Source organism: Acidihalobacter aeolianus (assembly GCF_001753165.1).
In the GTDB taxonomy this organism is placed as follows: domain Bacteria; phylum Pseudomonadota; class Gammaproteobacteria; order DSM-5130; family Acidihalobacteraceae; genus Acidihalobacter; species Acidihalobacter aeolianus.
The window spans coordinates 2,098,137-2,116,120 of record NZ_CP017448.1; the positions used below are offsets into that span (position 1 = coordinate 2,098,137).

Sequence of the window (17,984 nt, forward strand, 5' to 3'; positions counted from 1 at the left end):
TGTGCCGCATGCCAGCCTCCAAATCGAGCCGGTTGCCGATCGGCGCCGCTACGCGACAGCCCGGCGCCTGATGGCGCATGATGATCCGATCCGGAAGCACCCCCATTCCAGATACACCGCTCGGGAAGCATCGAATGTCCAGGGAATACCGCATGCCCAGCTCGCGCCTCGCCCGGCTCGCCAAGATGGGTCGACTGGCCGGCGGCTTGGCCAGCGGCGTGGTGAGCGAGGGCGCACGCCAGCTCGCCAAGGGCAACCGCCCGCGGCTCGACCAGCTCCTGCTGACGCCGGCGAATGCGCGGCGTCTGGGCGACCGGCTGTCCGAGATGCGGGGCGCGGCCATGAAACTCGGCCAGCTCATCTCCATGGACAGCGGCAACGTCCTGCCGCCGGAACTGAGCGAGGCCCTCGCCCGCCTGCGCGACAAGGCGCACTACATGCCGCTGGGCCAGGTTGCGCAGGTGCTCGAAAACGCCTGGGGCAAGGACTGGGACCGGGATTTCGCGCGGTTCATCTTCACCCCGCTGGCCGCCGCCTCCATCGGCCAGGTGCACGACGCGCAGCTGCGCGACGGCCCGCGGGTGGCGATCAAGGTGCAATACCCCGGCGTGCGCCAAAGCATCGACAGCGATGTCGACAACATGGCGACCCTGCTGCGCCTCACGCATGCCCTGCCACCCGAATTCGACCTCACGCCCCTGCTCGCGGAGGCCAAGCGTCAATTGCACGACGAGGCCGACTACCTGCTCGAGGCCGGACATATCGCGCGCTATGCCGAACACCTGGGCGACGACCCGCGCTACGAGCTCCCGCTGACCCTGCCCGAACGCACCACCGCCGAGGTGCTCTGCATGCACTTCCTCGATGGCCAGCCCATCGAGACCCTGGCCGCACTCCCCAGGACGCAGCGCACGCAACTTGCGACCGATCTGCTGGAACTCGCCCTGCGCGAGGTCTTTGTCTGGGGCGTGGTTCAGACCGACCCGAACTTCGCCAATTACCGCTTCAACCCCGCCAACGGCAGACTGCAACTGCTCGACTTCGGCGCAACCCGCGTCTACACGCCGCCCTTCCGCGACGCCCTGCGCACCCTGCTGCTGTCCGCCATCGACGGTAGCGAGGACGACCTCGCCCGTGCCGCCGCGCAGGTCGGCTATTTCACCGAGGACGATCCGCTACGCTACCGCCAGGCCTTCGTGAAGGTGCTGGGCATTGCCGCCGAACCGGCCCGCCGCGACGTCCCCTTCGTCTTCGCTGGCTCCGACCTGCCCAGACGCATGCGCGACGCGTTGATACAACTGCGCTTCCACGACCGCTTCAGCCGAATCCCGCCCGCCGACATCCTCTATCTCCACCGCAAGATCAGCGGCATGTACCTGCTGATGGCACGCCTCGAAGTCGCCCTGCCGCTGAGAAAGATCGCCCGGGAAACCGTATCGGCCTAGTCGCCAGACCAAGCGCGCCGATCCGGGCACCAAGCCTAGAATCTGAATCGCACCGACGGGCCTCAGGCGTGCGGCACGAACAGCTGCACGTGGCTGAGCAGGAAGTCGTGGAAGGTCGCGGCCACGACGGAGAGATTCTTGCCCTTGGGGCGCACGATGTACCAGGCGCGGCGGATCGGGAAGCCTTCGACGTCGAGCACCGCCAGCTCGTTCTGGATGGGGTCGAAATTCAGCGTGCTGCGCGACAGCAGCGCCAGACCCAGTCCGCCTGCCACGGCCTGCTTGATGGCTTCGTTGCTGCCCAGCTCCATGCGGATGTTGAGCGGCACGCCCTGCTCCTGGAACAAACGCTCCATGGTCATGCGCGTGCCCGAACCCTGCTCGCGTACCAGAAAGGTTTCATCGCCCAGCGCGGCAAAGGGAATGCGTCTGCGATCCGCCAGCCGGTGCCCGACCGGTGCGATCACGACGATCGGGTTGTCCATGAAGGCTTCGCTCTCGATGTCCATGTCGTCTGGCGGCACGCCCATGACGTAGAGGTCGTCCTCGTTGCGCGCCATGCGGTCCAGCACCCGGTCGCGGTTGACCACTTCGAGCGAAATGTCGATGCCCGGGTACTGACTGCAGAACGGGCCGAGGATCCGGGGCATGAAGTATTTGGCGGTGGTCACCGCGGCGATTTTCAGCCGCCCCTGCTTGAGGCCCTTGAGATTGGCGACGGCCTGCTCGAAACGGCCCCAGGTATTCAGCCAGTCGGCACAGGTGGCGTAAAGCTCCTGCCCGGCCTCGGTGAGAAAGACCTTCTTGCCGACCTGTTCCAGCAACGGCAGCCCGACCTGTTCGTGCAGGGCACGAATCTGTTTCGACACCGTGGGCTGAGTGACGTGCATTTCCTCGGCGGCGCGCGAAAAGCTGCGCAGCCGAGCCACTGCCTCGAAGGCCTGTAACTGGCGCAGGGTGACATGCATCATGGTCGTATCTCCCGCAGAACTATAGCCTTAAGGATATCGTTTTTATAACGACTATTCATTTTTATTCATTTCACATCTTCCCTAGACTCCCCAGCCATCAGCGATTCGTTTCGCAACGGACGCAAAGGCCTTCAATCAAGGGAGTCTGCATCATGAAAACCCGCCGCACCTTGCCATCCACAGCGATCTTGTGGCCATCCAGCCACATGCATTGCCCATCAGCCGCAGGAGGTCGCCATGCTGCCTAACGCATTCACTCCCGGCTTCGTCCTGGCCGCGCCCGTGCTGCTGTTGCTCGCCGGGCTGATACCGGCCCAATGGGCCAATGCCCAACCCCGCGTGATGGCGCGTCTGTCTGGTGCCGCCGCCTGGCTGGCGTTCGCCAGCGCCATTCTGGCCGCCGTCGCCCTCCCCTTCGACCGCGCACATACCTGGACACTTTCCAGCATCGCGCTGCCGGGCGACGTCGGCGCCTTCTCGCTCAGCGTCTACGTCAACAGCGTCACGGTCATCATGCTGCTGCTGGTGTCCTTCGTCGGCGCGGTGGTGACCCGCTACGCGCGCAACTACCTCAACGGCGACCCCAATCAGGGCCGCTTCAACAAGTGGCTGGCGCTGACCCTGGCGGCCATTCTCATGCTGATCGCCTCGGGCAACCTGCTGATGTTCGCGCTGGCCTGGATCGCCACCAGCCTGTGCCTGCACCAGCTGCTGATGTTCTACGGCGAGCGCCCGGCCGCGGTGCTGGCCGCGCACAAGAAGTTCGTCGCCAGCCGTCTCGGCGACCTGAGCCTGCTGGCGGCGGTCCTGCTGATCGGCTACAGCCTGCACACCCTGGAGTTCGAGGGCATGTTCCGCGCGCTGGCCGCGCTGCAGGGCCCGACGCCCATCGCCCTGCAGGTCGCCGCCATGCTGATCGCGGTCAGCGCGGGGCTCAAGTCGGCCCAGTTCCCCTTCCACGGCTGGCTGATCCAGGTGATGGAGGCGCCGACGCCGGTGTCCGCGCTGCTGCACGCGGGCATCGTCAATGCCGGTGCGTTCCTGGTGATCCGCATGAGCCCGGTCATGTCGCATTCCGAACTGGCGCTAGGGGCCCTGGCCATCGTCGGCCTGACCACCCTCGCGCTGGCCTCGCTGGTGATGCTCACCCAGACCAGCATCAAGGTGTCGCTGGCCTGGTCGACCACCGCGCAGATGGGCTTCATGCTGCTGGAATGCGGCCTCGGCCTGTACAGCCTGGCCATGCTGCACCTGGTTGCCCACTCGCTGTACAAGGCGCACGCCTTCCTCGCCTCCGGCAGCGGCGTCGACGCCTTCCGCGCGCCGGCCATGCCCTATCCGTCGAACGCCTTCAGGCCCGGTCTGCTGCTGGCGGCGCTGCTCATCGGCGGCGGCATGACGCTGGTGGTTGGCGCGGCCTTCGGCATCGGCATCGCCGGAGAGCCCGCCCTGCTGGCGGCCGGCGCCATCGTCGCCATCGCCGTCAGCCAGCTATTGCTGCAGACGGCCGGCGCGCTGAGCGGCGGCGCCCTGCTGCTGCGCGGCCTCGGCCTGAGCGGCGGCGTCGCGGTGGCCTATTTCGCCCTGCACGCCCTGTTCGCGGCGCTCATGCAGGGCAGCGTGCTGCCGCTCCAGTCGCCGCCCGGCGCGTTCCAGTACGGATTGTCTGCGGCCGTGATCGGCGTATTCCTGGCCCTGCTGGTACTGCAGCAGCTGCTCAGGCACAACCCCGCCGCCCTGGGCGAGGGCCTCTACATGCACCTCTACAACGGCCTGTACATCGACGTGTTCATCACCCGCCTGCTGCAGCGCGTGTGGCCCAGCCCGCGGCCGGAACCCGTCGTGCAGCCCGCCCCCTTTGCCCCCGTCACCTCACGAGGAGCCTGACATGGACATGCGTGAAGACTTCACCCTGACAAGCCGGGACGACCGCACCGAGGCGACGCTGGACCGCGCCGAACTGAACCGGCGCATCGACGCCGCCTGCGAACGCATCGCGCCGCTGTGGCCGCTGAAGCACTTCGTCGCCGTCAATCCGTTCTTCGGCCTGCGCGACCATGGCTTCCAGGACGCCTCCGACACCCTGGCGCGGATCACCGGCAACGGCCTGTACATGTCGCGCGAGTACTACCGCGAGCAGCTGGCCAGCGGCCGCATCAGCCGCGACGACCTGCGCCAGGCCATCGAACGCTGCGGCAGCCGGCTCGACGTCGAGGCCGTCGAACGCGCGTTGGCAGCGCCGGCACCGCGGCCGAAACTCGGCATGGCGCCGGTGAGCGAGGTGTTGGAGCGGGTCGAGGGCGGCCTGTGGTCGAGCTTCGTCACCGAAAGCATCAGCCGGCACTGCGCGGCCTATTTCGACCTCGGCCAGGCCATCGTCGCCATGCCCTGGCGCGGGCAGTCTCTCTATCAGTCGTGGCGCAAGGCCGCGGCCATCGACCGCAGCCCGGCGATGATGGGCCTGCGCGACTTTCGCGCCGCGGTCGGCCGCCTGCCCGCCGACCCGCGCGACGCCATCGCGCTGGCCATCGGCCGGCTGGGCATCCAGGACGCGGCGGTGGAGCGCTACCTGCACGCCTCGCTGATGAGCATCGGCGGCTGGGCGGCGTGGGCACGCTACCTGCGCTGGCAGGCGGAGCTGGGCGGACGGCGCGACGACGCCATCGTCGATCTGCTCGCCATCCGCCTGATGTGGGACATGCTGCTGTTCGAGGAGAAGCGCTCGCCCGCGCTGATCGCGCGCTGGCGCGAAATGCTGGCCGCCAGCATGCGTCCGCCTTCGGCCAAGCGCCAGGCCGCCGCGGAAATCGACCGCATCCTGCTGAACGCGATGGAGATCGGCTTCCAGCGCAGCGTGATCGCCGGGCTGACCGGCGAATCGCGGCCCGCGCCGCACGTGTTCCGCCCGCCGGTTCAGGCGGCCTTCTGCATCGACGTGCGCTCCGAGGTGTTCCGCCGCTCGCTGGAAACCGTGGCGCCGGCGGTGCAGACCGTCGGCTTCGCCGGCTTCTTCGGCATCTTCATCGAGCACGTGCCGCTGGGCGCCGCCCAGGGCCGCAGCCACGTGCCGGTGATCTTCAATCCGGGCTACCGCATTCAGGATCGGGTCAAGGGCGATGATGCCGACGGCCTGCAGCAGCAGCGCCGCCGGCGTATCGGCCTGCACAAGGCCTGGAAGGGCTTCAAGCTGTCGGCGTCCTCGTGCTTCTCCTTCGTCGAGTCCGCCGGCCTGAGCTACGGCCCCAAGCTGCTCAGCGACAGCTTCGGCTGGACCCGTCCGGTGCCCGATCCGCACAGCCAGGGCATCGCCAGGCGCGACATCGTGCGCATCGGGCCCAGCCTTGAGGCGGTGGGCGACGGCGACGCGGGCATCCCCGCCGAAGACCGGCTGGGACACGCCGAACGCATCCTGCGCGCCATGTCCATGACCGCGAACTTCGGCCGCCTGGTGCTGCTTGCCGGCCACGGCAGCAGCACGGTGAACAATCCGCACGCCACCGGCCTCGACTGCGGCGCCTGCGCGGGTCAGACCGGCGAGGCCAGCGCCCGCGTGGTCGCCGCGCTGATGAACGACCCCGCGGTGCGCCGCGGGCTCGCCGGGCGCGGCATCGTGATCCCCGAGGACACCTGGTTCGTCGCCGGCCTGCACGACACCACCACCGACGAGCTGCGCCTGTTCGACACCGACGACGTGCCCGCCGCGCTCGCCGGCGACCTCGCCCAGCTGCGCCAGTGGCTGGAACAGGCGGGGGACCTCGCGCGCATGGAGCGCGCCGCGTTGCTCGGCACCGCCGGGCAACCCGACCGCGCGGTCGAAGCCGACGTGCGCCGGCGCAGCCGCGACTGGTCCGAGGTGCGGCCCGAGTGGGCGCTGAGCAACAACGCCGCCTTCATCGCCGCGCCGCGCGCGCGCACCGCGGACATGGACCTCGAAGGCCGCGCCTTCCTGCACGACTACGACTGGCAAAAGGACGAAGGCTTCAAGATCCTGGAGCTGATCATGACCGCGCCGATGGTGGTCGCCAACTGGATCAACATGCAGTACTACGGCTCGGTGATCGACAACCGCCGCTTCGGCAGCGGCAACAAGGTGCTGCACAACGTGGTCGGCGGCGCCATCGGCGTACTGGAAGGCAACGGCGGCGACCTGCGCGTCGGCCTGCCGCTGCAGTCGCTGCACGACGGCCGGCGCTGGATGCACGAGCCCTTGCGCCTGTCCGTGTTCATCGAGGCGCCGCAGGCCGCGATCGACGACGTGATCGCCCACCAGGAACTGGTCCGCCAATTGGTCGAAAACGGCTGGCTGCACCTGTTCAGCATCGGCGACAACGGCGTGTTCCGTCGCCTGTCTGACGGCGGCTGGGAACGTAGCGACATGCCGCTCGCGGCCTCCGCGTGAGCGCGGCGCTGGCTTAGTGCCTTTAATGAGCTGGCTTAGTGCCTTTAATGAATGGTGAAACCGCGCAGGGACGCGCAACCTTCACCGCCGCCGAAACGGCGGGCCGCGATCTCGACGAGTCCATCGATGAAACCTCAACCCTATCGGGGCCGGCAGGTCGTCCTGCCGACCCTGCACGCCAAATCGCAGGCGATCGCCCCGGAATTCGCCGAGCGGCTCGGCGCGCAGGTCGTGGAACACCCGTGCGATACCGATCGCTTCGGCACGTTCAGCGGCGAGGTCGCGCGCGAAGGCACGGCGCTGGACGCCGCCCGGCGCAAGGTGGCGCAGGCATTCGCCGACACCGACGCCGAGCTGGCGCTGGCCAGCGAAGGCAGTTTCGGCCCGCACCCGGAGGCCGGCTTCATCCCCGCCGGTCAGGAATTGCTGCATTTTGCCGACCGTGCGCGCGACTTCGCGCTGACCGTATCGCTGACCACCGCCGAGACCAACTACCGGATGGCCCAGGTGGACAGCCTCGACGCGCTGACCGAATTCGCGCAGCGGGCGCGCTTCCCGTCGCATGCGCTGATACTCGCCACGGGGCCGCGCGACGCGCGACGCAGGGTACTCAAGGGCATTCGGGATGAAACGGCTCTGGCGCAGGTGTTCGCGAACCTGCAGCGCGAGTCGGGGGAAACCGCGGTCTGGGTCGAAACCGACATGCGCGCCTCGCACAACCCCACGCGCATGGCCGCGATCGCACAACTGGCGCAAACGTTGGCGACGCGCCTGGACACGCCGTGCCCGGCCTGTGGACTGCCCGGCTGGGGTCAGGTCGATGCGCTTACGGGTCTGCCGTGCGCCTGGTGCGGCACGCCCACGCGCCTCGTCCACAGCGTGGTCCACGGCTGCGTGAAATGCGGCCACCGCGAGCGACGGGATCGCCCCGACGGACGCGCAACCGCCGACCCCGGGCACTGCCCCGAGTGCAACCCATAACCGATGACGGCGCGGATTGCCCTCGCCCCCGCGCTCAGGCAGGCGACTGCAGCTGCCAGTCGAGCCACGTACCGGCCATCAGCGGAACGATCGAACCAACGCCGGGGATATCGACGCGCTCGGGAATCGTCCACGGTTCCTTGACCAGGGTCACCGTGCCGGCATTGCGCGCCAGGCCGTAGAAATCGGCGCCGTAATGGCTGGCGAAGGCTTCCAGACGGTCGAGCGCGCCCAACTCGTCGAAGACCTGCGCATACAGCTCCAGCGCGGTCGGCGCGCTGTAGCAGCCGGCGCAGCCGCAGGCCGATTCCTTGGTCGAAAGCTCGTGCGGCGCCGAATCCGTGCCCAGGAAGAACTTGCTGGAACCGGACACCACGGCCGCGCGCAGCGCTTCCTGGTGACTGCGGCGCTTGAGCACCGGCAGGCAGTAATTGTGCGGACGGATGCCGCCGGCCAGCAGGTCGTTGCGGTTGAGCAGCAGATGCTGCGGGGTGATCGTCGCCGCCACGTTGGCGCCGGCCCCGGCCACGAACTCGGCCGCGTCCTTGGTGCTGATGTGCTCCAGCACAATCTTCAGCTTCGCGAACCGCTCGGCGATGGCGCACAGGTGGCGGTCGATGAACTCACGCTCGCGGTCGAAAATGTCCACACTGCGGTCGGTCACCTCGCCGTGCACCAGCAGCATGATGCCGTGCGCCTCCAGGATTTCGAGAATGGGGTACAGGCTGTCCAGGTTGGCGACCCCGGCCTCGGAATTGGTCGTCGCCCCGGCCGGATACAGCTTGACCGCGCGGACGCCGGCGGTCGCGGCGCGCGCGATCTCGTCGGCGTCGAGAGTATCGGTCAGATACAGCGTCATCAGCGGCTCGAACGCCGAGCCTTCCGGCCGGGCGTCGAGCAGGCGCTGTTTGTAGGCCAGCGCCTGCTCGACCGTCTTCACCGGCGGCACCAGATTCGGCATCGCGATGGCGCGCCGGAACACCCGCGCCGTCGCCCGCACCGTCTCCGCAAGCATCGCGCCATCGCGAAAGTGCACATGAAGGTCGTCGGGGGTCTGAAGCGTGAGCGTCTGCATCAGGTAATGCTAGCGTTCCATGCTCGGAATTAGCAATCTCACGAATATCGGCAACGGCGCTCGCTTCAGGGTACTGAGCAGAGCGCGCTTGCCGCGCACCGGGGCGTCCATGAAGAGTTGGCACTTGCGTCCGAAGCCCACGGCATGAGAAGAACCGCAGTCAGGACAATATTGGCTGGAGCCGTTGCTGGTTGCCTCAATGAGATAATCGTGTTCACATTCTTGAACGGAGTCCTGCTGTAAATGCTTCAGATTCAAGAAATCCATCTAGACCATCCCGTACGAGCATGCACCTTCAGCTGCAGAATTCCGTTTCGTCTTTGACGACTTCAACAACCTCTTTAAGCATCTTTTCGCAGCTCGCTATCCCTCAATCTTAGAGTGTAAAGATGCCAGCAATCCCAGCATCAGATCTTCAGGCCTCGGAGGGCAACCAGGGATCTTGACGTCCACTGGCACGACGTTTTCTACCGCACCGTAGCTCGCGTAGGACACTCCGAACTCGCCACCATCACAGGCGCATTGGCCAGCGGCGATGACGAACTTGGGGGAAGGGATGGCAAGCCACGTGCGGCGCAGCGCGGTTTCCATGTGCCGCGACACGGGGCCAGTGACCAGCAGGGCATCGGCGTGGCGCGGCGAGGCGACGAAGCCGACGCCGAAGCGCTCCAGATCGTAATAGGGATTGGCGAGTGCATGGACTTCCAGTTCACAGCCGTTGCAAGAGCCGGCATCGATAAATCGCAATGCCAAGCTGCGGCCGAAGCGGACATCGATGGCGCGGCGCAGCTCCAGTCCGAGCGTTTCCAGCGCGGCGTCGTTGATAGTCGGCGGCGGCTCGGTAACGATGCCGGTACGCAGAATATGGGCGAGTATGCGGAGCATTAGAGGTCCACTCCCGAATAGGAACCATTGACCGATTTATTGCACACCGGGAAGTCCGGCACGATTTCGCCCATGATCAGGCGCTCCAGCGCCGGCCAGTAGAACCAGCTAGGATCTCGCGGGAAGTAGCGCGCGATGCGCCCTTCATCGTCGAAGCGCACCCAGGCCAGCGTTTCCCCGCGCCAGCCTTCCACCCGCCCGAGGCCGATGGCGTCGGGCGGCGGCGTGGGCAGCGGAGCGGCGGTCTCACCGGACGGCATAGCGTCCAGCAACTGGTCCATCAGATCGAGGCTGGCAAGCACTTCCGCCATGCGCACGCGCACGCGGGCGGCGGTGTCGCCTTCGCTGTCGGTGACCACCGGCACCTCCAGCGTGTCGTAAGGAGCGTACGGCGCATCGCGGCGCAAGTCGAAATTGCAGCCGCTGGCCTTGCCGAGATAACCTGTGCAGCCCAGCGCGCGGGCATGCTCCCGGCTCAGCACGCCGGTGCCGACCAGGCGGTCGTCCAGCGGCGGATGGTCGTCGATGATGTCGAACAGAGGCCCGATCTCGCGGCGCAGCGCGACATGGTCGGCGCGCAGCGCATCTCTACCCGCCGCTGCGAGATCGCGGGCCACCCCGCCTGGAATGAGCGTATCCATCAAGAGGCGGTGGCCGAAGCATTCCCGGCTGCGGCGTTGCCAGCGTTCGCGCAGACGCGCGGTCTGCACATGGGCGAAGGCAAAGCCCACGTCGTTGCAGATGGCGCCGATGTCGCCGAGGTGGTTAGCCACCCGTTCGCGCTCGGCGAGCAGGCCGCGCAAGGCCAGCGCGCGCGGCGGCACTTCGACGCCGGTAACGCCTTCCATAGCCTGACAGGCGGCCCAGGTGTGCGCTACCGTGCTGTCGCCGGAAACCCGCGCGGCCAAGCGCGCGAGAGCCGCCGGATCTCGGCCCACGGCGAGCCGCTCTATACCCTTGTGCACATAGCCGAGCCGCTCCTCCAACTTCAGCACCGGCTCGCCCGCGGCGTGAAAGCGAAAATGCCCCGGCTCGATGATGCCGGCATGCACCGGCCCGACCGGAATCTCGAACACACCGTTGCCGTGGACGGGGGCGAACGGGTAATCGACATCCGCCGGAGTGCGGCCGGGTGCGGGTGAGTCGCCTGCCTGATCGGGGTGCAGGGGGTGCCAGTGCTCCGGCCAGGCGCGGTGCCGCGTCCAGCGCCGCGGGTCGGGATGGTCGGTAAAGATCACGCCGAACAGGTCGCGGGCGTGGCGCTCCATGCGGTCGGCGGCCGGGAAGTGCGGCGTCTGCGAGGTGAATTCGGGGGTTTCGAGCGGCGCTTCGGCGCTCAGCAACAGGGGGTCGCCGGCGTAATCCAGCACGCAGTACAGGCGCATGCGCGCCTCGTCGGCCTCGGCCCACATACCCGCCCAGCGGCAACCGTATTGCGCGGCGACGGTCGCGGCCAATCCCCATTCGGCGGGTGCCACCCGCAGGGCGCGAGCGGGCGGCGCCTCCTTTTCAGCGTGCGCGGCGATGCCGGCCGTCTGCAGCCGGGTTTCGAATTCGGGGAGCCAGGCGAAGCGGGTCATCTGAGGTCTCCCCGTTGTGCTGAGAAATCCAGTTTCATAATACCGGTGCCCCCGCAATCAGCATGGTCGCCTGATTCAGCCAGGCAACCAGCACCGCCGGAATCGCCAGACCCAGCCACAACACCAGCACGAGATGCAGCACCACCGGCAGCATGTTGACCTTGACCGGCTCCAAGCCTGCCGGCGCGGGGCCATAGACCATCGGCTGCAGATGGCGAAACAGGCCGGCGAAGGCGATCACCAGCCCGAGCAGCAGAAAAACCGTCAGCACCGGCGCGGCATGCATGGTGGCGCCGAGCAGCAGAAATTCGCTGGTGAAGATGCCGAAGGGCGGAAAACCGGCGATGGCGGCGACGCCAAGCAGAAATGGCCAGCCGATGCCGGGCTGGGCGCGCAGCAACCCCCGGATGTGTTCGATGGACTGGGTGCCGGCCAGGTGCGTGGCGTGTCCGACGGTGACGAAGATTGCGGACTTGGTCAGCGAATGGACCAGCATGTGCAGCAACGCGGCGAAAGTTGCCAGCGGACCGCCGAGGCCAAAGCCGAAGGTCATCAGCCCCATGTGTTCGATGGAGGAATAGCTGAATAGACGCTTGACATCGCGCTGGCGGTGCAGGAATAGTCCGGCGACAAGAAACGACACCAGCCCGAAGCCCATCATCAGGAGACCGGCCAGGTGCGGATGCGAGGTGTGCGCGAGGGAGCCGTCGACCAGCATCTTGAAGCGCACCACGGCATAGAGGGCGACGTTGAGCAGCAACCCCGAGAGTATCGCCGAGATCGGCGTCGGGCCCTCGGAATGCGCGTCCGGCAGCCATTGATGCATGGGTACCAGCCCGACCTTGGTGCCGTAGCCGATCAGTAGAAACACGAAAGCGATACTCATCACCGCCGGTTGCAACTGCGCGCGGTGGGCGTTCAGTACGCTCCAGTTCAGACCCTGCGCCGGATGAGGCAGCACGTGCTGGGCGGCGTAATACACCAGTACGGTGCCGAATAGCGCCAGCGCGATGCCGACGCCGCACAGGATGAAATACTTCCATGCCGCCTCCACGGCTTCCGGCGTGCGGTACAACGACACCAGCATGACGGTGCTCAGCGTGGCGCCCTCCACGGCGACCCACAGCACGCCGAGGTTGTTAGTGGTCAGCGCCAACAGCATGGTGAACAAAAAGCTCTGATACATCGCGTGATACAGGCGTAGCCCATACGGCCCGGTCAGACGGGTGTGCAGCACATGTTGCATGTAGGGGCGCGAGAAGATCGCCGTGGTCAGACCGACGAAGGCAGTGAGCACCACCAGAAATACGCTGAAATCGTCCACGCGCAGCCCGAAACCGGTCACCACGCCAGAGCGTGCCACCTCCCAGGCGAGCACCACCGAAGCACCGAAAGAAACCGCGCCCAGCGCCACGTTCAGCCAGCCGGCCAGGCGGTCGTGACGCAACAGCCCGAGCAGCAGCGCACCGGCCAGCGGGGTGTAGGTGACCAGGGGCAGCGCGGCGCTCACGGTTGATCCTCGCGGGCTTCGTTGAGTCGGTCGAGGCGATCCACGTCCAGCGAATCGATGCTCTCGCGCAACTGAAAGAAGAACACGCCGAACAGCACGGCGGCCACCAGCACGTCAAAGGCCACGCCTAGCTCGACCACCAGGGGCATACCGTGGGTGGCGCTCACCGCAGCGAGGAACAGGCCGTTTTCTATTGCCATGAAACCGAGCACCTGGGCCACCGCCTGCCGCCGCACCACCAGCGTCAGCAGGCCGATCAGCACCACCGCCAGACTGATGGCGACGATGTTGCGGGTAAACGCCAGGCTGCTTTGCACCAGCGGCAGCACCAGCCAGTAGGCGAACATCACCATGCCCACGGCGAGCACCGTGGCCAGCATGGGATGGCGCGGCCGGTCGAGATGGCGTGACAGCCCCAGCCGGCGCACCAGCCGGTGCAGCATCCAGGGAATCAACAGCGCCTTGAGCGAAAAGGTCAGCACGGCGGAGAAATACAGCTCCGGCGCCGACTCGGCGACGGCCACCGTCAGCGTCACCGCGGCCACCAGCGCGCCCTGCCAGGCGAAGGCGTGGATGGCCGACAGCAGCCGCGCCTGACCGAGCACGGCGAACGAGGCGAACAAGGCCATCGCGGCCAGCACCAGCACCACCGAATGCAACAGCGAGGCGCTCACATTCCCTGCTCCAGAATCACATGACTGAGCAGGCCGATCAGCGCGAACAGAAAGGCCAGATTGAGGAAAGCCGGGGCCTGGAAAAGACGTTTTTTTACCAACACGGTCTCGCCCACCGCCAGCGCCGCGCCAAGCACCAGCAACTTGCCGGCAAGCGCGCCGACGGCGATACCCAGTGCGAGGGGCTGCGCCGTCGTCGCGATCCCCCAGGGAAAGAACACGTTGGCGATGAGCGCGCCATAGAGCAACAGACGGATCTGCGCGGCCCATTCCAGCAGCGCCAGATGACGGCCCGAGTATTCAAGGATCATGGCCTCGTGGATCATGGTCAGTTCGAGATGGGTCGTCGGATTGTCGATGGGAAGGCGGCCGGTTTCGGCCACTGCCACCAGGATCAGACTGCCCAGCGCGAACAGCATGGAGGGCAGCAAGGTGCCGCCGGCGAGTTGGTGATCGACCACGCTGGACAGATTCGTGCTGTGCGCGCTCATGGCCAGGGTGAACACCGCCATCAGCAGCGCCGGCTCGGCCAGCCCGGACACCATCATCTCGCGGCTCGCGCCCATGCCGCCGAAGGCGGTGCCGACATCCATGCCGGCCAGGGCCAGAAAGAAACGCGCCAGCCCCAGCAGCCCGGCGACGACGATGACGTCGGCCAGCGCCGAGGTGGGCAGCCGGGTCGAAAGCAGCGGTACCGCGGCGGCCGCCAGCCAGGTAGCGGTGAATACGATGTAAGGCGTGACCCTGAACAGCGGCGAGGCGGTGTGCGCCACGCGCGTCTCCTTGGCGAACAGCTTGCCGAGGTTGCGTGCCGGTTGCAGCACCGAAGCCCCGCGCCGGTTCTGCAGCATCGCCTTGGCCTTGCGCACCCAGCCGACCAGCAGCGGCGCCGCGAGCGGCCACAGCAGTGCCTGCGCCACGGCCAGCACCGTATCGGCAGCGTTCACAGCGTCACCACCCATAGCAGCAGGAGCAGCGTGCCCAGCGTCCAGGCCAGATACACGCGCAGGTGGCCCGCCTGCATGCGCGTCACCAGCCGCGTCAAACGGTCGAGCACGCGCACCACGGGCGCGTAGAACAGTGCCCAGCTGCGGTCGGTGATTTGCAGGCGATGCCGCGGCGTGGCGCCTTCGCCCGCGTCCACGCCCTCATCCACCCGCAGCCAAGCGCCAAACACGCGTCGCAGCGGCTGGGCGAAACCGGTCGCGGTGTATTGCATGCGCGGCGTCGGTGGCGCAAGGCCGCAATCCCAGGCGTCACTGCGGCGCACCCGGCGTACCGCCCCCCAATGTACCAGCCACGCGGTCAGACCCGCGAGCACCAGCAGTGCGAGGAGCACGCCGGGTGCGCTGTAGCTTGCGGTCGTCGGCGAAACGGGTGTCAGCCACAACCAGCCCTGCGCACCCGCCTGCGGCAGACCGCTGCCCAGCAGGGATTGCGGCACCCGCACGATCCAGGCGATGACCGTACTCGGAAACACGCCGGCAGCCAGACAGCCAAGCGCCAGCAGGCCCTGCCCCACGCGCATGTTCACCGGCACCTGCCGCGCCCGGCGCACCTGGCGCGTGCGCGCACGGCCGAGGAAGGCCACGCCGTAGGCCTTGACGAAAGCCGCCGCGGCCAGCGCCGCGCTCAGCGCGAGCACCGCGGCTGCGACCGGAATCAGCGTGCGCAACAGGCCGCTGTGCAGCTGCCAGGTCTGCAAAGCCGCCTGAAAGGTGAACCATTCGGAGACGAAGCCGTTGAGCGGCGGCAGGCCGGAAATCGCCAGACTGCCGATCAGGAAGAATGTGCCGGTCCAGGGCATGCGCCGCAGTAACCCGCCCATGCGGTCCAGATCGCGCTCGTGCGCGCTGTGCAAAATGGCTCCCGCGCCCATGAACAACAGTCCCTTGAACAAGGCGTGATTGAGCGCGTGATAGAGCGCAGCGACCAGCGCCAGCGCGCCGAGCAGGCGATGACCGGTGCCGAGGAAAATCAGCGACAGGCCGAGGCCGATGAACACGATGCCGAGATTCTCCACCGAGGAATAGGCGAGCAGGCGCTTCAGGTCGGTCTGCATCAGCGCGAGCAGCACGCCGAGCAGGGCCGACAGGCTCCCGACCGTCAGCACTACCACGCCCCACTGCCAGTGCAGCGGCCCGATGAGATCGAACACCACACGCAGAAAGCCGTACACCGCCACCTTGAGCATGGCCCCGGACATCAGCGCGGATATGTGCGAGGGGGCGGCCGGGTGCGCCTCGGGCAGCCAGGCATGCACCGGCACCAGTCCGGCCTTGATACCGAAGCCGGTGAAAGCCAGGGCGAAAGCCACGCTGGCCCACAGAAAATCCGGATGCGCGGCACGCATGGCGGCGAAGGCGAAACTGCCGCTGAAACTCGCCAGCACGCCGAAGGCGAGCAGAATGCACAGGCCGCTGATATGCCCCATCAGCAGATAGAGGAAGGCGGCGCGACGGTTGGCGGCATTGTCGTGCTGGAAGGCGACGAGGAAGTAGCTCGACAGCGTCATCAGCTCCCAGGCGACCATGAACAGATAGGCGCCGTCGGCCATCAACACCAGTTCCATGCCGAGCAGGAACAGCCCGGAAAACGCACCGAGCGGGGGCAACTGGTCGCGCCCGCGCTCGAAATCGCGCACATAGCCCACGCCATAGATGCCAACGGCCAGAGTCAGCGCGCCGAGCAGTACAAGGAAAAAGCCGGACAACGCATCCAGACGAAGCTGCCAGGGCAGCCACGGCAGGCCGAGCGGAAGCTGCAAGGTGATACTGCCGCCGTCGGCCAGCGCCAGCAGACCACAGGCCAACGCAGCCAGCCCCGACAGCGCGAACAGCGGCAACGACAGACCGCGCAACAGCGCAGGCCGGCGCGCGGTGGCGAACAGGCCGGCCAGGGACGAAGCCAAAGCCAGTCCAAGCGCTGCCATTGCCAATGTCCACACGATGTTCATAGCCGCGTCAGACGGTCTCCCCGCTGCCGGCATCGGGTCCTGCCTTGAGCCGGACGCCGCGTCCAGACGCAGTACTGAGCGCGCCCTCCCCGATCAGCTCCACGCCCGCGCGATCCAGCGCATCCACCACTTTGACCAAAGACTCGACGTTGCCGCGCACCTGACCTTCACTGCCCTCCATGCGCTGAATGGTAGGCAGTGATAACCCGGCAGCCTCGGCAAGTTGACGCTGGTCGAGGCCGAGCAGGGCGCGCGCCGCGCGCATTTGGTTGGCTGTGATCATGCAAGCAATTATCTCATCTGTAATAGTAATTGTAAAGCATTATACATCAATAATAATACTTAAGACATTACATGTTATGCTTTTGCTTTGTGGAAACCTTGGCGCCTGGCAGACGCGACTTGCAGCAGCTGTTAAAGCCCCCCCCCGATTTACCAGTTATCTCTGCGGTAATCGGCCTCGTCGATGTGCCAACCCGACTCCAGTGACCAGAGTTTTGCGCAAAATTCACAAAATCTTGATATCCCCCCCATCTCAGGGCGGCACGTTCTCAACACGCTGCCTCCTCCCCCGGCTGAACCGCGCTAGGTTGTAGGCCGCGGCGCAGAGCACGAACTGAAAATACAGTTTCTCGCGCCCGACAAAGCGACTATTGCGCAGCCCTGCGATGGTCTTGATCCAGTCGAAGCATTCCTCGATCCCGTCAGGCGGGTTCGGTTGCCCACGCATCGCTTCCACAAAGCCTTGGGCCTCGTAGTTCTTGTCCGCGACCAGCTTGATCCGGTACTCCCGCCGCGCGCGTCGATCATCTCGATGCTTGCCTCGCGATCGGCAGTGTCGGGGGTTTGGCTTGGCTAGCCTGGGGCTCGACAATCAAGCCGTGACGGTGCTCCATCAACACATCGATCAGTCAGACAGCATTGCCGCCTGGATCTCTCACTACGTTTGACATGAACTCAGGCAATGCTGGGATATACACACGATATTCCGATTTAAGCTTTGTAAGACCATAGAAAAAACGAATACTGTGCGTGATGGAGAATTCTAACTATCCCGACAACTGCACTCACTGGTAAGCGCTCTGGATGTTCGCCCCGGTTTTCCGGGGCCACCCTCTGAAATCGAACACAAACAGGGCGACTTGTCCAAGTCATTGGTTTACTGGCTTTCTTGAAGCGTAGCAACGGCACTTGATGGGTACGCTTCCGAGGGCCAGTCACAGAGAATATCGGTCAAAGAGAGAGCCAGAGAGGGGGAATGTCAGGATGTATTGGAAATAGCACGGTACGCTTGAACCGGACGGAAGGCTCCGGAGTGGCGGGGTTCAGGCACAAAAAAACCGGTTTCAGAGAACCAGTTTTTTTGTGAATTGGCGGAGAGGGAGGGATTCGAACCCTCGATACGGGGTTACCGTATACACACTTTCCAGGCGTGCTCCTTCAACCACTCGGACACCTCTCCGGATACTGCTTTGCCGACCGGCGGCGAGGCTGCAGGTCGGGCGGCA

General features: G+C 66.2%; 15 protein-coding genes and 1 tRNA gene. 4 read left to right on the top strand and 12 right to left on the bottom strand.

The features are described 5' to 3' along the window. The first annotated feature begins 152 nt into the window (after positions 1-152). Entirely contained in the window at positions 153-1,445 is a 1,293-nt protein-coding gene (locus BJI67_RS09645) for an ABC1 kinase family protein (RefSeq protein WP_197512959.1), read from the top strand. 62 nt (positions 1,446-1,507) lie between these two features. Here the strand turns inward: BJI67_RS09645 and BJI67_RS09650 are convergent, their stop codons facing one another. Continuing rightward, positions 1,508-2,416 (bottom strand): LysR family transcriptional regulator, encoded by a 909-nt coding sequence (locus BJI67_RS09650; RefSeq protein WP_038087424.1) that lies wholly within the window; start codon positions 2,414-2,416, stop codon positions 1,508-1,510. 237 nt (positions 2,417-2,653) lie between these two features. On the opposite strand from BJI67_RS09650, the gene BJI67_RS09655 reads away from it, so the two are divergent. From BJI67_RS09655 to BJI67_RS09665, 3 genes are all read left to right on the top strand, one after another. Beyond that, positions 2,654-4,303, top strand: a complete 1,650-nt coding sequence (locus tag BJI67_RS09655; protein ID WP_038087427.1) for an NADH-quinone oxidoreductase subunit L — start codon at positions 2,654-2,656, stop codon at positions 4,301-4,303. Next, positions 4,275-6,815: a YbcC family protein gene (locus BJI67_RS09660; protein ID WP_231940831.1), complete on the top strand. Its 2,541-nt coding sequence runs from the start codon at positions 4,275-4,277 to the stop codon at positions 6,813-6,815. Before BJI67_RS09655 ends, BJI67_RS09660 begins: the two co-directional genes overlap by 29 nt. A 126-nt stretch (positions 6,816-6,941) precedes the next feature. Then, positions 6,942-7,796: a DUF6671 family protein gene (locus tag BJI67_RS09665; protein ID WP_070072849.1), complete on the top strand. Its 855-nt coding sequence runs from the start codon at positions 6,942-6,944 to the stop codon at positions 7,794-7,796. Between the two features lie 34 nt (positions 7,797-7,830). Here the strand turns inward: BJI67_RS09665 and pyrC are convergent, their stop codons facing one another. The 11 genes from pyrC to BJI67_RS09720 all read right to left on the bottom strand — a co-directional run bounded on the left by pyrC (position 7,831) and on the right by BJI67_RS09720 (position 17,938). Then, a complete protein-coding gene (gene pyrC / locus BJI67_RS09670) occupies positions 7,831-8,871 on the bottom strand; it encodes a dihydroorotase (RefSeq protein ID WP_070072850.1) in 1,041 nt (346 codons plus the stop codon). A gap of 9 nt (positions 8,872-8,880) precedes the next feature. Further along, positions 8,881-9,138, bottom strand: a complete 258-nt coding sequence (locus tag BJI67_RS09675; protein WP_070072851.1) for a transposase family protein — start codon at positions 9,136-9,138, stop codon at positions 8,881-8,883. Positions 9,139-9,234: 96 nt separating this feature from the next. Continuing rightward, positions 9,235-9,756, bottom strand: a complete 522-nt coding sequence (locus BJI67_RS09680) for an NADH-quinone oxidoreductase subunit B family protein (RefSeq protein ID WP_070072852.1) — start codon at positions 9,754-9,756, stop codon at positions 9,235-9,237. Next, positions 9,756-11,336 carry a hydrogenase large subunit gene (locus BJI67_RS09685; RefSeq protein ID WP_070072853.1) on the bottom strand — a complete coding sequence of 527 codons (1,581 nt, stop codon included), beginning with the start codon at positions 11,334-11,336 and terminating at the stop codon, positions 9,756-9,758. Before BJI67_RS09685 ends, BJI67_RS09680 begins: the two co-directional genes overlap by 1 nt. Before the next feature lie 34 nt (positions 11,337-11,370). After that, positions 11,371-12,846: a hydrogenase 4 subunit F gene (locus BJI67_RS09690; protein ID WP_070072854.1), complete on the bottom strand. Its 1,476-nt coding sequence runs from the start codon at positions 12,844-12,846 to the stop codon at positions 11,371-11,373. Then, positions 12,843-13,475, bottom strand: a complete 633-nt coding sequence (locus BJI67_RS09695; RefSeq protein WP_070074072.1) for a formate hydrogenlyase — start codon at positions 13,473-13,475, stop codon at positions 12,843-12,845. Before BJI67_RS09695 ends, BJI67_RS09690 begins: the two co-directional genes overlap by 4 nt. Positions 13,476-13,516: 41 nt before the next feature. Continuing rightward, a complete protein-coding gene (locus tag BJI67_RS09700; RefSeq protein ID WP_407922801.1) occupies positions 13,517-14,467 on the bottom strand; it encodes a respiratory chain complex I subunit 1 family protein in 951 nt (316 codons plus the stop codon). After that, positions 14,464-16,452, bottom strand: a complete 1,989-nt coding sequence (hyfB, locus tag BJI67_RS09705; protein ID WP_231940832.1) for a hydrogenase 4 subunit B — start codon at positions 16,450-16,452, stop codon at positions 14,464-14,466. Before hyfB ends, BJI67_RS09700 begins: the two co-directional genes overlap by 4 nt. A gap of 31 nt (positions 16,453-16,483) precedes the next feature. Continuing rightward, the gene (locus BJI67_RS09710) at positions 16,484-16,759 is read right to left on the bottom strand and encodes a helix-turn-helix domain-containing protein (RefSeq protein WP_070072857.1); all 276 of its coding nucleotides are present in this window, start codon (positions 16,757-16,759) and stop codon (positions 16,484-16,486) included. Positions 16,760-17,011: 252 nt separating this feature from the next. Further along, positions 17,012-17,206 carry a hypothetical protein gene (locus tag BJI67_RS17820; protein ID WP_070072858.1) on the bottom strand — a complete coding sequence of 65 codons (195 nt, stop codon included), beginning with the start codon at positions 17,204-17,206 and terminating at the stop codon, positions 17,012-17,014. 641 nt (positions 17,207-17,847) lie between these two features. Further along, positions 17,848-17,938 (bottom strand) — tRNA-Ser (locus BJI67_RS09720). Positions 17,939-17,984: the final 46 nt, after the last annotated feature.